This is a genomic window from Aliiroseovarius sediminis (assembly GCF_022678485.1).
In the GTDB taxonomy this organism is placed as follows: Bacteria; Pseudomonadota; Alphaproteobacteria; order Rhodobacterales; family Rhodobacteraceae; genus Aliiroseovarius; species Aliiroseovarius sediminis.
Genome location: NZ_JALBYP010000038.1, coordinates 187,566 through 201,798, shown reverse-complemented (window position 1 = coordinate 201,798; position 14,233 = coordinate 187,566). Strand labels below are relative to the sequence as shown.

The following is a 14,233-nucleotide window of genomic DNA, read 5'->3' as shown; positions in this document are numbered from 1 at the left end:
CGAAGGGTCACACAACAACGTCGATCCTTTTTTGGTCGCCCACGCCAAAGACACGCTTGTAACGCGCGACCTCGTCTTCTGGCCCCATCGCCTTGTTGGGGTTGTCCGACAGTTTCACCGTTGGGCGGCCGTTCGCCTCGACCGCTTTGCAAACCAGTGAAAACGGTGCCAACGCGTCACCGGGCACAAAACCGCGGAAATCGTTGGTCAAGAGCGTGCCCCAACCAAAGCTGGTGCGCACGCGGCCCGCAAACTGCTGATGCAGCTCGATGATCTTATCGGTGTCCAAACCGTCCGAGAAGATGACCATCTTCTGGGTCGGGTCTTCGCCGCGTTCCTTCCACCACTTGATCGCCATTTCCGCACCCGTCGCGGGGTCGCCGCTGTCCACGCGGATGCCGGTCCATCCGGCCAGCCAATCGGGCGCGTTGTCCAAGAACCCTTGCGAGCCATAGGTGTCGGGCAGGATGATGCGCAGATTGCCTTCGTGTTCTTCGTGCCAATCCGCCAAGACGTCATAAGGTGCGCGGACAAGTTCCGTGTCATCATCCGCCAGCGCGGCATAGACCATGGGCAATTCATGCGCGTTGGTTCCGATCGCCTCGATATCGCGCTTCATCGCGATGGAACAGTTCGAGGTGCCGACAAACCGATCACCCAGACCCTCCATCATCGCCTGCACACACCAATCTTGCCACATATAGCTGTGGCGGCGCCGGGTTCCAAAATCGGCCAGTCGCAGGTCGTCCAATTCCCGCAGGCGTTCGATCTTTTCCCAAATCCGGGTCATCGCGCGGGCATACAGAACCTGAAGTTCAAACTTTCCCATGTCGCGCAGGACGGCGCGGCCGCGCAATTCCATCAACACGGCAAGGGCGGGAATTTCCCACATCATGACCTGGGGCCACGAACCTTCGAAGGTCAGTTCGTATTGGTCACCAACACGTTCCAGATGATAGGGCGGCAGGCGCATCCCTTCGAACCATTCCATGAAATCTGACCGGAACATCTGGCGTTTGCCATAGAACGTGTTGCCGCGCAGCCAAGTGCTTTCCCCGCGCGTCAGGCTGAGCGAGCGGATATGATCCAACTGCTCGCGCAGTTCGCCTTCGTCAACCAGATCGGCCAGAGGCACAGATTTGGTGCGGTTGATCAAGCTGAACGTTACCTGCGTGTCGGGTTTATTGCGAAACACCGATTGGCACATCAGCAGTTTATAGAAATCCGTATCGATCAGCGACCGCACAATCGGATCGATTTTCCAATGATGGTTATAAACGCGGGTTGCAATATCCACCATCTAGGCCACCACATGCACGCCGGCATCGCGCATCGCCCTGCGCGCGGCGTCAAGTGATCCATCCAGATCAATTCCGCGGCAGGCTTCCTCTAGCACCGTGATATCGAAGCCCAGCCGCCGGCCATCGACCGCCGAATAGGCCACGCAGAAGTCAGTTGCCAGTCCGACAAGGGTCAGCTTCTCGACACCACGCGTGCGCAAATAGCCCTCTAGGCCCGTTGGCGTGGTCTGGTCGTTCTCGAAAAACGCGGAATAGCTGTCGATTTCTGGCCGGAAACCCTTGCGGATAATTAGGTCGGCGCGGTCACGGTGCAGGTTGTCGTGAAACTTTGCGCCGATGCTACCCTGAATGCAGTGATCGGGCCACAGAACTTGCGTGCCATAGGGCATTTCGGTCGTCTGGTAAGGTTCCTTCCCGTCATGCGAAGAGGCGAAAGAGCTGTGCGCCGCCGGATGCCAATCCTGCGTAAATACCTTGACGTGAAAATCAGGCAGCATTTCGTTGATCAATGGCACGATCTTGTCACCACCTTCGACGGCCAATGCGCCGCCGGGGCAAAAGTCGTTTTGGACGTCGATTACAATCAGGGCTTCGTTTGCATCACGCATGGGCGTTCCTCCGTTCATTGCAATGGGTAAGGTTCGCACCGGGGCGGGTCAAGCGCATGGCGGACTTGATCCTTTGAAAATAGGGGCGTATGCCGCCGCTATGTATACAATCGCCGCGCTTTACCATTTCACCCGCTTCAACAACCCCGCCGAATTGCAGGGACCATTGCTTGACGTCGCCCAGCGTGAGGGGATCACCGGATCACTTCTGCTGGCGCACGAAGGCATCAACGGCACGATCGCCGGATCACGCGCGGGCATCGACACGATCTTGACCCATATCCGCGCCCTGCCCGGATGCGCGGACCTGTCGTGGAAGGAATCCACCGCCCAGGACCAGCCTTTCGGCAAGATGAAGGTGCGCCTGAAGAAAGAGATCGTAACCATGGGGGTGCCGGACGTGGATCCGCGCGCCTCGGTCGGGCATTACGTGATGGCTGAGGATTGGAATGATCTGATCAGTCAGGACGACGTGGTGGTGATCGACACCCGCAACGATTACGAGGTCGCAATTGGTACGTTCGAAGGGGCAGTGGACCCCAAGACCAAGACCTTCCGCGAATTTCCCGCATGGTGGGACGAGAACAAGGGCAGGTTTCACAACAAGCGGGTCGCGATGTTCTGCACAGGCGGTATCCGCTGCGAGAAATCCACCAATTTCCTGATCAGTCAGGGCGTCGAGGACGTGTATCACTTGAAGGGCGGCATATTGCAGTATCTGGGAGACGTGCCCGCCGATGACAGCAAATGGGATGGCGCATGCTTTGTCTTTGACAACCGCGTGTCGGTCGAACACGGCCTGGCCGAAGGCCCGCACGAACTGTGCCACGCCTGCCGACGCCCCATCCTGCCCGCCGACAAGGGGCGCCCGGAATACGAAAACGGTGTCAGCTGCCACCAGTGTATCGACGAATTTGACGAATCCCGTCGTGAACGCTTCAGGGAACGTCAGAAGCAGATTGCCTTGGCCAGATCACGCGGCGAACGGCATCTGGGACGCGAAGCGTAAGCCCTACGCTCCGGCGTCCATAATCGACGCGGTTCAGAGTCGATTCAGATCAAACGCAGAAGCCGAGAATTGCCGGATCAGGCTGAACAGCAGGGTCGCCGACGCAACCGAACTTTCCGTAACCAGCACGGTATCCTGATGGTGGATAGCGAATTTGCCGGCGCTGAACAGTCCGTCAGCGGTGGTGAGGTCAATCACAAAAATACTACGTGCATTGTCGGGGCCCGAGGCATCCGAACGAACGGCTTTCGATGAATACTCGCGCAAAACAAGAATGCCCTTGGGGTTGGCGCGTAAATCCGACAGCCCGCCGATTAGCGACATGGCATCCAGCGCCGAGATGCTTGCCTTGTCGAACGGCACGATTGCCTCTTTGCTGGCAGCGCCGAGCGACCGGAAATACCGTTCATCATTCTTGATCGCAACCTTGTCACCGGGCAGAAGCAGAGCGTCGTGTTGGGGATCGCTCAGAAGGCTTTCAAGTGGTCGGCAATAGGTTCGGCTTCCGCGCATTAGATTCAATTGCGGATTTTGGATTTGAGCCGACGGTCCACCTGCAGCAGAAATCGCATTCAGCACGGTGAAATTTGGGTCATCGACCACAATCGGACCCGGTCGGTTGACGCCCGAGATCATCGAAATCGTCCCACGGGTTCCTTGCGTGACGTTCAACTGCACCTGCGCGGTCGGGATCACTTTTTCATACATACGTTGCACACGTGCGCGAGCTGCTGAATGGGGCAGACCTGCAATATGAACGCTACCCACGAATGGCAGAAAAATAGTGCCAGCGGACGACACCTGCATGTCCTGCATGCGAACGGTGTTCTGACCGGGCGACGACAAAAGCGAGTTTTCTTCACTGTCCCAAACCACGACATCGACGCGATCAAACGGCCGAATGGGCTTGTCGGCAGCGGGCGTGCCTTTGCGCGGCCACGAACAGGACGATGCCGTGCTAGGCGCGGGCCAGCGAGAAATGGACGACAATGTCTCACGCGACACCCGATAAACCGCGATATCCGCGTTCTTCTGAGCCTCTTTACCGATGACTTCGTTTTGAATGGCACCGCCACGGGGAAGCCCACAGCTGGCCATTGCAAACAACGCAGTAGCAACCAAGACCAAACGCAACTTCGTTATTGTCATGAAACCCCGATTTACGGATCAAGAAAATTTCCCGTACCTTAAGTGGTGAGGCGTTTCTTCACAAGGTCGAGAAGCAAACCCTGCGCTAAATAGATCAATGTTGCCGCTTGCGGCGGACGCTCCCCAAAAACAACACCTATTGACCGCGTCGTTTCTAACGATTGTTTAAAAGTTCGCGATGGTATCTGGCAAGAAACACCAACCCAAGGAACGTCAAAACCACTGAGATACTATAAACATAAATTGGACTGGCCCATGTGGCATCATATGTCGAATATACGCCGCGCCGCATAACACCGACGACATGAACCAAGGGATTGTACCAAAGAATATCACGAACCTTACTTGGCAAGCTCTCCATCGTGTAAAAAATCGCTGAGATGATGAACAGTGGCCGCGTGATAATTCCCCAGACCCGCTCCCAAAGTGAAAACCGGGCGAGCAGAAAGCAATTGAAGACGCCAACACCCAAACCAAGCGCCAACGCCATGCAAATCGCATTTAAAATTGGCGGGTATGTTAGGATGTTCCCAGTGTCGAAGATTGTGATAATTCCGAAGAGCATGACATAAATGACCATCAAGTGTGTCAGACTGTTCAACAGAAAACGGGCAATCAGAGCATCCAGATAAGTGACTGATGGGTAGAACAATAGCGGCTTTGAAAAACTAAGAGATTTCCCCAGCTTTCCTGCGAGGTCTGAATACATCATGAAGGGAAGGTATCCGGTCGCATAGAACAGCGGAAAGTTGTCCCCCAAAGACGGCGAGCGGAAGGCCATCGAAAATGCGATCGACATGACCGTCAGGCCGCCGATAGGTTCAAGAAATGCCCAAAGGTATCCCCCCGGCGAACGTCCATATGTCGTCACCATTTCGCGCATCATCAACGCAAAAATTGTGCGGAGTGTCTTGAAGCTCCGCGCATGAAGTCCTGAGGCCGTAAAACTCATGCTCCCTGTTGACCGCAAAGGACCGTATATCGCAAGTCAAAATAAGGTATAAAGCCGAATGGCTGGCTCTTTTCACCGCAAATAGAACGGTGTTATAGACGGGCTGCTTCGTAATGATGGGAAACACATTGACCCAAACGCCTCAGTCGCCCAAATCTGCCGCCGACGGTAAAACCGGGCAAAGCGCAGCCACTTCGGCAGATGCCACCGCCCCGGCAAACCAGCCCGCGCAAGCCGCCACCGCGAACCCAGCGACCGAAGTCAAGACACCAATGGCCGGACCTGCGCGCATACGTAAAAGACATCAGCGGATTATGGTCAGCTTCATTATTGTTGTGTTGGCTCCGCTGGCGATTTCTGCCTGGTATCTTTATGCGATGGCAAAAGATCAATATGCGTCCTACGTAGCGTTTTCAGTGCGTTCAGAAGACGTCAGTTCCGCAGTCGATCTTCTGGGTGGTTTAACAGCTTTTGGATCAGCTGGCTCAGAGGACGCCGATATCCTGTACGAATTCATCCAAAGCCGCGAGCTCGTTGGGATAATCGACAAGGAGCTTGACCTTCGCACGATGTATTCCGAACCCTATGCGACAGACCCGGTGTTTGCGTATAACAATGATGGCACGATCGAAGACCTGACCAAATACTGGGGCCGAATGGTCAAGATCTTTTATGACAGCGGCACCGGCCTTATCGAATTGCGTGTTCACGCTTTTAAGCCTGAGGACGCCCAAAATGTTGCCAACAGCATCTTTCAGAACAGCTCTGCGAAGATCAACGACCTTAGCGCAATCGCACGTGCGGATGCCACGCGTTACACGCGTGAGGAACTTGACCGTGCCGTCGAACGCTTGAAAGAGGCCCGACAGGCCGTCACGGAATACAGGTCTCGCAACCAGATGGTCGACCCCCAAGCCGAGATCGGCGCGCAGACCGGCATGATGACCGCACTTCAAACCAAACTGTCGGATGCATTGATCGCATATGATCTTCTTAACGAAAGCGCGGGTTCCACTGACCCACGACTTGCACAAGCCGAACTGCGCATTGAAGTAATTCAGCAAAGGATAAGGGAAGAACGTCTTAAATATGGGATCAGCAGCACTGGGGACATCGACTATCCAACGCTTGTAGGAGAATACGAACGCCTTGCAGTGGATCGGGAGTTTGCCGAGCAGACCTATTTGGCGGCGCTCGCGGCGCACGACGCATCATTGATCGAAGCGCAACGGAAAAGCAAATATCTGGCGGCTTATATCAATCCGACACTGGCCGAGCGGGCCGAATATCCCGACCGCAAATTACTCCTTGCATTGATTGGCTTGTTCTTGACCTTCTCATGGGCAATCGCAGCCTTGATTTATTATGCAATCAAGGATCGCCGCTGATGATTCAAGTCCACGATCTTTGGAAAACCTATTATGTGAAAGGGACGCCCAAGGTTGTTGCGAACGGACTTAACCTGACGTTCCCTTCGGGAAAGTCTGTTGGCTTGTTTGGCCGAAATGGTGCGGGAAAATCGACACTGTTGCGGATGATAGCTGGGGTTGAGGATCCTGATAGCGGTTCAATCACATCGAACGGCACGATATCCTGGCCCGTTGGCTTTGCGGGCAGCTTTCACGGCGAACTGACCGGCGCCCAAAACACACGTTTCGTTGCACGTGTGTATGGGATCGACACTGACGAACTGATCGCATTTGTTCAGGACTTTGCCGAATTGGGCGCACATTTCCACGCCCCTTTCCGCACGTACTCATCCGGGATGCGGTCACGTTTGGCCTTTGGTTTGTCCATGGGCATCAAGTTCGACACCTACTTGGTTGACGAGGTAACATCGGTGGGTGACGCTTCTTTTCGCGAGCGCAGCACCACATTACTTCGTCAACGTATCGGTGAAAGCGCCGCTATTATCGTATCCCACTCAATGCCGCTGATGGAGAAAATGTGCGACGCTGGCATTGTCATGATCAACGGACATGCACATCATTATGACGACGTTAAGGAAGCCATCGAAGTCCACACCGCAGCCATGAAGGGCGAGCAACCCGATTGGGTTGCGCGACAGGGTTAGATCGCATCTGTGCGATTAATCCCGGTTTTGTACTCTGCCCAATGTGACTTGCTACACTGATCGGGTGGGTTTGCAGCCTTTTCGGGCCAACCGGCATCACCTTGCCCCACGCCATGTTCATGGTTATCAACCCGGCAGAATACTTACATAACCCCGTTCACGCGCGCTTAAACTTCAACACAACGCTGGGATATAATAATGGCGAAACTGTTCCTTCATATTGGTCACAACAAGACCGGATCAAGTTTTCTTCAATCCGCATTCTCGGCCAACTTGGATGTTTTAAAACAAAACAACATTATTTATCCGATCCGCCCTGGGCTTCAGGAAACAGCCGCCAAAGGTTTCGTTACCATGGGCAATATTAAAGAGTTTGAAGCTTATGTAGAAGGCGGCAAACTTGACCTAAACGACAGCGAGACTTTGCTTTTTAGCAGCGAAATGATTTACGCGTCTTTTTCCAAATCCGACTTTCAGAAAGATTTTCGACACTTTGTTGCGAAGCACGATTTTGCCGAAATCGAAGTTCTCTTTTTTGTGCGTGACCCCATTGATTATGCTGCGTCGAATTACCAAGAGCGAGTGAAGGGCGGAGGTATGACGCACAGTTTTGAGGGCTTCCTTTCAACTTGGGATGTCACTTCAACGATCAAAGGCACGCTGGATTTCTTCGACTCGCTGCCCAATACAAAAGTAAGTATTTATAACTACTCGGTTGATCGCAAAAACATTCTTGCAATTACGGAAGAATGGCTTGGGTTGCAAAAGGGCGCGCTTGTCCCCCCAAGTGTGGGCACCGTCAACCGTTCTCTTACCCGATCCGAGCTACGCTTGCAGTTGGAAATCAACAAACGTTTTGGGGGTAAGGCTGGTCATTTGCTATCCAGACCGTTGTGCAACAAAACACCAGAAATTCGCGGCGACAATATCCGCCCCACGCGGGCCCAGCAGGAACAGTTGTGGGATAGGCTAAGCGACAGTTTGAACGATCTGAACAATCGTCTGCCGAAGCATGCGCGTTATGATCGTGTTCGTGATATCAGCGATGGGCCTGACGCAGACGAAAGTTCCGACGCGAACTTTTCGACGGCGCAGCTACAGGTTATCGCCGAGATAATTGCCGATCACGCCAAAGAGAAAGAAAGACCGGCGTTGAACCTTGGCACGTTAAAATCGAAGTTCAGACGACTTGAAGAAAAATCCCCCAATTTGCGAAGCGGGCGTGTGAAAATCACGAGCTTTATTCGTCGTCGTTTGTTGAAGAATTAGACGGCTCTCTATCATCGATGGCTGCATTAATCGGCATCAGGGTGAAACAATGCCGGATCTTGGTCTGACAAAACCGGCATTGACGACTTGACGGCGACACCCTCCAAAATCGGCGATCAAAAGATTACTTGGTCCCAGTATGGATATGAAACACTCGCACCTTGCAGATCATACTGCGGGTTTGATAACGCCTGATCCCCAAAACACCTTTTAACCTAGCTTCCAGTGACGTATTAGTGCGCCCTGAACGCAGAGCTATCGCCGTGGGCGCGGTCATGTCAGTTGAGGCGGAAGATCAAAATGAATGTCTGTAAGGTGGATACCCCCAAGACGATCATCCATATTGGCCCGCCAAAGACCGGCACAACAACTGTGCAGGAAAAGGTGTTGGCAAACCTGTCCTCAATCTGTTTCTTGGGCAAGCCGTGGTGGAATCCGGACGTGCCTTATGACAAATGCGTCGGACTGCATCGCGCAATTGACAGCGTGACGAAGGCAGACCTGTCTTCGTATGATGAAGTGGCGGCCAAACAGGCCTTGGCGGATTGGCTTGCCCACGCGCCCAATGCCCAGCGGCAACCAGACGGAACTTTTTTACCCCGCGTATTGTCCGAGGAACGTCTGTGCTTCACCGACAATGTAGGCTTCGATGAAATCGCGCGCCGCCTTGCAGTGCTGTTTCCCAGCGCCGAGATCGTTTACGTAAAACGCGATCCAGTATCAGGGTTGCGCAGCTTTTATCGTTGGCTTTATGCACGTGCTTGGGTTGATAGCAGCTTCTCGGGCTGGCTTGAAAAGATGATCTCCCAACCGACCAATGATTGGCAGGACGTGGCGATCAGGTGCTTTGACTGGCATCTGATCGAAAATGCTTATGGCGCACATTTTTCAACCGTTCGATCCGCTGAGTTCGCACAGTTGCATCAAGACAGTTCTCAGTTCCTGCAACATCTTTTCCGTCTCAATCCAGCCGAGTTGGCGGAGCTTCAGGGCGAAGCCGATCAACCCCTGAACGTATCGCAAAATCGCGCAATCTCTGAACTGCATCGTGCGGCGAAAAAGTCTATCCGCCTGTGGAACAAGTTACCATTTCACAAGATCGACGAAAAACCCGAATATCTTGGTGATACGCCGATGTGGAAGACGCTCGAAGCACCGCTGCGCGGTATCTCTTGGGGCAACAAGAAGCTTTCGATTTCCCAAGCGGACAAGGAAAAGATTATCCGCTATTACGCACCCCGAAATTCGGTTCAGCCCGCAAATCACGCTGGCAAGGCAGATCGGCCAGCCACCCAGCCTGACAGATGAAGGAAACGATTTGAAACTGTGGAACAAAGTCGGTGCGGGCCTTGTGCGGGTGCGCCAGACCCCCGGAATACGCGGTAAGATCAGCACTTTCCGCCAGTTGTCGCAGGTGGCGCTTCGGTCGAGATTAGGCAACCAGGCCAATGGTGCAACGGACAGTTGGGTGGCGGCTGAAGCCTGGGCGGATTATCACCTTCTCAGCTATGTTTGCCGCGACATCAAAGTTGACCTTGACGCAAATCTGCCCCCCGAATTCGGTTTGTGTTGCCAGAGCTTAACGCCTCGGTCATTTTTGGGGGCTACACCGCGCTATTCCAGTTCATGAACTTCTTGCAAGACCGTGGCTGGAAAACCGGCGTTTTCGTGTTGACCCCTGTGGGCAACGTGGCCGCGTTGCTCAAGACTTTCGAATCCAACAATCTGGTGCATAAAGTCCTGTCGGCAAGTGAGATTTCGGACATGAACGCCACCAAGACCATGAGCATGTCCCCCAAGGACATGATGGTGTCGTATAACTGGACGACGTCTATCGCCGCAGCAACATTGTCGCGCCATCTTGACGATCCGGCCTATTATTATTTCGTCCAGGAAGACGAACGGTGTTTTTATCCCAATGACAGCCACCGCTTTCTGGCCGAAAGCGTTTTCCTGAACGAAACCAAGCCACGGTTGATCTGCAACTCGGCCAAGTTGCTTGATCACTTCCGGGCCGAAGGTCTGGTGTCAAATGAAACGGTTGTCGGCGTGTTCGAACAAGGGCTGCCCGCCCCTGCCCCCCTTAACCGCGAGGCGATGGCAAAACGGTCGCCGCGTCGGTTTGTCTTTTACGGCCGCCCTGAAGATCATGCAAAACGAAACCTGATGTCGATCGCAATGATGGCAATCGCGAAGGCAAAAAAGAACGGGGCGTTCGACGCCGAACCGTGGGAGTTCTGCATGATGGGCTCGTCCCGGATGGGAAAGTCCTTCGATCTTGAGGGGGTGCGGGTAAACTGCTTACCCTATCAGGGTTATGACGCCTATCGCGAAACACTTGCCGGGTTCGACGTGGGGCTTAGTCTTATGTATGCTCCCCACCCGTCCGTTCCACCGTTCGAGATGGTCCGCTCGGGCATGATTACCGTCGTCAACACAACGCCCCGTCGGCCCGATGAATGGTATCGCAGCATTTCAGAGAATTTCGAACCCGGAGCGCCCTCGGTCGACGGGCTTGCCGACGCCATCGCCCGTGCCACGGCACGCGTGGGCGATATTGACGCGCGGCTTGCAGCAACCGAAACTTACCACCCAAGCAGTTGGGAGGAGAGCTTTGCGGGTCTGCCTGCGAAACTTGGGCACGCGATATTTAATAAAACCGGAGCCGAGTAAATGACCAAAGTCGAAAAAGACCTCGCGCCGATTTACGAGATTAGTTCAGGCGATCAGAAACCCGAGCCGCATATCATCCCTTGTGACAAAATTCGGGATAATCGACGCAAGAACAAGTATAACTGCTGGATTGATACGGGCGGCGATGAAATCCACGTTAAAGCGGAGCTTGTCGGGAAGGTGACACGATCATTCGTGGATATGTGGATCGACTGATCCCAATTCGATACAGCAACAGAAAGACGATATGCTCTCACTCATTTCTATCCACGTTCCGAAAACGGCCGGCACAAATTTCACCGAGACGCTTCGCCTGATTTACGGCAAGCGTATCCATTTTGATTATGGCACTGAACGGGATCTGACCACCGCGCGGACCTGTGCGCCGGATATTCTGGCCAATCCCGCCAAGTTTCGCACGCAGTATGATGTCATCCACGGGCACTTTCACTATCCCAAATATGCAGACGTGTTCGCCGACGTGCCAGTTCTTGCAACCTTACGACACCCCGTTGCTCGCGTTGTTTCGCAATATCGGCACGTCGCGTTGCATGGTGATCGCAACAATGAACGGCACCGTAAGATTATGGATGGCGAAATGGATGTGGTCCGGTTCTCGAAATTCCGCTTCATCGGCAACGCCCAGTCAGAATTCCTGAAAGATCTGCCGGTCGACCAGCTTTTCCACGCGATTATTCAGGAAAATTTCGCTGAAACCGTTCAGGCGTTCTGCGAAAAGGTTGGTTTCGACCCCAATCATCCCAAAATTCAGGCCTTGGTCGCCCAACCGATTAATTCGCGTAAAGACAAGGACTGGAACACCAAGGCGATTCCGCTTGATCCGACGGATTACCCGAAAATTGAAGAAAACTGCGCTGACGACATCGCGCTTTACAACCAAGCGCTCGATCGCTTCGTCACCAAATAGGAGCCGCCGGCATGTTTCTTCCGTCCGAGCAGATCATCGAATTTTTTCCCGAATACCGGTCGACCCAGATCGCGTGGCAAGGGCTGACCCCAATTGCGGCATGGGCTATTATCGACCTCAAGCCGCGCCGCGTGGTTGAGTTGGGGTCATACAGGGGCGACAGTTTCTTCTCGTTCCTCCAAGCTGCGCAGAGCGTTTCTGAGCTTGAAGACCTGGTGGCCGTCGACACATGGGAAGGTGATCAACACACCGGTGCTTATGTCGAAGATGTGCACAAGCAGTTCCATGACGAACTTGCGTCGCGCAATGATCCACGCGCGCGCTCAATTCGGGATTATTTCGTCAACGCCGCCCAGCAGTTCGACGCAAATACCATCGACCTTTTGCACATTGACGGCGCGCATGACTATGCTTCTGTCCGTGAGGACTTTGAAACTTGGCTACCGAAAATGGCGGCTGACGGCGTTGTTTTGTTTCATGACACGATGGTTAGAACTGACGGCTTTGGCGTCTGGCAGTTCTGGGAAGAGCTTGAACAGGAATACCCCGGACGGTGCTTTAACTTCACTCATTCAAACGGGCTTGGCGTCTTGTGCCTTGGCACCAGCACGACTGGCGAAATTCGAAAGCTTTGCGATCTTGACCCCGTTGATGCGGGCGTGTTGCGGGACGTCATGACCCTTGCGGGCGAACAGGTGACAAAATCAACCACGTTCGAGGCAAAGCTGATCACCCGAAACGGCGGCAAAATTGGAAACGAACACGTTTTCGCGCGTGGGGCGCAGCGGGTGGCGCTGGAAGCCGCTCGGGGCATAGAAGCACAATTTGGATTGGACCAAGTTGAAGTCCATATGGACCAACGCATTGATCAAAAGATGAATTACCGTGTCGAGCAACTGGTTCATGACCAAACCGATGACCTCTTCGCCGCCCTCAAGCCTCAACTGGATGAACACGCAAGGATTGTGGCTGACGCGCGGTTTGAGTTGCTACGCAAAGAACACATCGGGGTCGCCGCAACGCTTAAGAAAGTGCTCAAAGGTAACAAGGGGTAAATCACGCGGAACCAGACGACATCTGTGTTGGTGTGAGGCTTGGCAGACGCGTCACCTCGCATTGGTTGATTTGGTCTGGTAGCTTGGTCATGCATTTGGCAAAAGGGGCGGGACTGTTCAGCGGTTATGCCGCGTATTTAGGGTGCAGATATGAAGCTTATCATAACCGGTGGCGCCGGTTTCATTGGATCGGCCGTGGTGCGGCAAGCCGTGAGCCAAGGCATTGAAGTAGTTAACCTTGACGCGTTGACCTATGCGTCTTGTCTTGACAACGTCGCCAGTGTTGCCTCAAGCGCACTCTACAACTTTGAACATGCCGATATTCGCGACCGGGCTGCGCTTGACCGGATATTCGCCAAACATAGGCCCGATGCCGTGATGCATCTTGCAGCGGAAAGCCATGTGGACCGCTCGATCGACGGACCCGCGGAGTTTGTGGAAACCAACATCACCGGCACGTTCAACATGCTGGAAGCCGCGCGCAAATATTGGGAGGCCCAAGGCCGCCCCGAAGGTTTCCGTTTCCACCACATTTCGACCGACGAGGTATTTGGTTCGCTGCCCGATGATACGTCTGTTCAGTTCACGGAAGACACCCCCTATGACCCCCGCAGCCCCTATTCTGCATCCAAGGCGTCGTCTGATCATCTGGTCCGCGCTTGGCATGAGACGTATGGCCTGCCCGTTGTCTTGACGAACTGTTCCAATAATTACGGACCTTACCATTTCCCCGAAAAGCTTGTTCCAGTCATAATTCTGAACGCATTGGCTGGAAAGTCGCTTCCGATTTATGGGAGCGGGTCAAACGTGCGCGATTGGCTTTACGTGGAAGATCACGCAGATGCGCTGTTGACGGTGCTTGAAAATGGCGAAGTTGGCCGTTCCTACAACATCGGGGGCGAGAATGAGCGGACAAATCTGGAGCTGGTCCAAACGCTCTGTGGCATTCTGGATGAATTGCGCCCACGTAACAGCGGACGCTATGGTGATCTGATCGAATTTGTGACCGACCGACCGGGGCATGACGCGCGCTATGCCATTGATCCCACGCGTATTCGGAACGAGTTGGGCTGGCACCCATCCGTGACCGTGGAAGAAGGTTTGCGCAGAACCGTTGAATGGTACCTGGAAAACGAAGACTGGTGGCGCGCACTGCAAGATCGAGATGGTGTCGGCAAACGGCTTGGTACTGGTTAACCCAAGAAGGCAGGAGAT

14 protein-coding genes are annotated in these 14,233 nt (G+C 53.9%); 10 read left to right on the top strand and 4 right to left on the bottom strand.

Annotated features, from left to right (window positions below):
* Positions 1-7 precede the first annotated feature (7 nt).
* A complete protein-coding gene (gene pncB / locus MN186_RS15070) occupies positions 8-1,300 on the bottom strand; it encodes a nicotinate phosphoribosyltransferase (RefSeq protein WP_242115190.1) in 1,293 nt (430 codons plus the stop codon).
* The gene (gene pncA, locus MN186_RS15065) at positions 1,301-1,909 is read right to left on the bottom strand and encodes a bifunctional nicotinamidase/pyrazinamidase (protein ID WP_242115189.1); all 609 of its coding nucleotides are present in this window, start codon (positions 1,907-1,909) and stop codon (positions 1,301-1,303) included. It abuts the gene before it with no gap.
* Positions 1,910-2,009: 100 nt separating this feature from the next.
* On the opposite strand from pncA, the gene trhO reads away from it, so the two are divergent.
* On the top strand, positions 2,010-2,918 hold the full coding sequence (gene trhO, locus MN186_RS15060) for an oxygen-dependent tRNA uridine(34) hydroxylase TrhO (RefSeq protein ID WP_242115188.1): 909 nt from the start codon (positions 2,010-2,012) through the stop codon (positions 2,916-2,918).
* A 33-nt stretch (positions 2,919-2,951) separates the two neighbouring features.
* Here trhO and MN186_RS15055 read toward each other — a convergent pair whose 3' ends face one another.
* Entirely contained in the window at positions 2,952-4,067 is a 1,116-nt protein-coding gene (locus MN186_RS15055) for a polysaccharide biosynthesis/export family protein (protein ID WP_242115187.1), read from the bottom strand.
* A gap of 154 nt (positions 4,068-4,221) precedes the next feature.
* On the bottom strand, positions 4,222-5,019 hold the full coding sequence (locus MN186_RS15050) for an ABC transporter permease (protein ID WP_242115186.1): 798 nt from the start codon (positions 5,017-5,019) through the stop codon (positions 4,222-4,224).
* A gap of 272 nt (positions 5,020-5,291) precedes the next feature.
* Between MN186_RS15050 and MN186_RS15045 the strand changes: the two genes are divergently transcribed.
* The 9 genes from MN186_RS15045 to rfbB all read left to right on the top strand — a co-directional run bounded on the left by MN186_RS15045 (position 5,292) and on the right by rfbB (position 14,215).
* A complete protein-coding gene (locus MN186_RS15045) occupies positions 5,292-6,407 on the top strand; it encodes a KpsE/RkpR family capsule polysaccharide export protein (RefSeq protein ID WP_242115185.1) in 1,116 nt (371 codons plus the stop codon).
* On the top strand, positions 6,359-7,093 hold the full coding sequence (locus tag MN186_RS15040; RefSeq protein WP_338024996.1) for an ABC transporter ATP-binding protein: 735 nt from the start codon (positions 6,359-6,361) through the stop codon (positions 7,091-7,093). The genes MN186_RS15045 and MN186_RS15040 overlap by 49 nt, the downstream gene beginning before the upstream one ends.
* A 198-nt stretch (positions 7,094-7,291) precedes the next feature.
* On the top strand, positions 7,292-8,362 hold the full coding sequence (locus tag MN186_RS15035) for a hypothetical protein (protein WP_242115184.1): 1,071 nt from the start codon (positions 7,292-7,294) through the stop codon (positions 8,360-8,362).
* A 300-nt stretch (positions 8,363-8,662) separates the two neighbouring features.
* Positions 8,663-9,670 (top strand): sulfotransferase, encoded by a 1,008-nt coding sequence (locus tag MN186_RS15030; RefSeq protein ID WP_242115183.1) that lies wholly within the window; start codon positions 8,663-8,665, stop codon positions 9,668-9,670.
* Positions 9,671-9,928: 258 nt separating this feature from the next.
* Positions 9,929-11,035, top strand: a complete 1,107-nt coding sequence (locus MN186_RS15025) for a rhamnosyltransferase WsaF family glycosyltransferase (protein ID WP_289069378.1) — start codon at positions 9,929-9,931, stop codon at positions 11,033-11,035.
* Positions 11,036-11,251: a hypothetical protein gene (locus MN186_RS15020; protein ID WP_242115181.1), complete on the top strand. Its 216-nt coding sequence runs from the start codon at positions 11,036-11,038 to the stop codon at positions 11,249-11,251.
* Positions 11,252-11,282: 31 nt separating this feature from the next.
* Positions 11,283-11,963 carry a sulfotransferase family 2 domain-containing protein gene (locus MN186_RS15015; RefSeq protein ID WP_242115180.1) on the top strand — a complete coding sequence of 227 codons (681 nt, stop codon included), beginning with the start codon at positions 11,283-11,285 and terminating at the stop codon, positions 11,961-11,963.
* Positions 11,964-11,974: 11 nt separating this feature from the next.
* Positions 11,975-13,018, top strand: a complete 1,044-nt coding sequence (locus MN186_RS15010; RefSeq protein ID WP_242115179.1) for a class I SAM-dependent methyltransferase — start codon at positions 11,975-11,977, stop codon at positions 13,016-13,018.
* 150 nt (positions 13,019-13,168) lie between these two features.
* Positions 13,169-14,215 carry a dTDP-glucose 4,6-dehydratase gene (gene rfbB / locus MN186_RS15005; protein ID WP_242115178.1) on the top strand — a complete coding sequence of 349 codons (1,047 nt, stop codon included), beginning with the start codon at positions 13,169-13,171 and terminating at the stop codon, positions 14,213-14,215.
* Positions 14,216-14,233 lie beyond the last annotated feature (18 nt).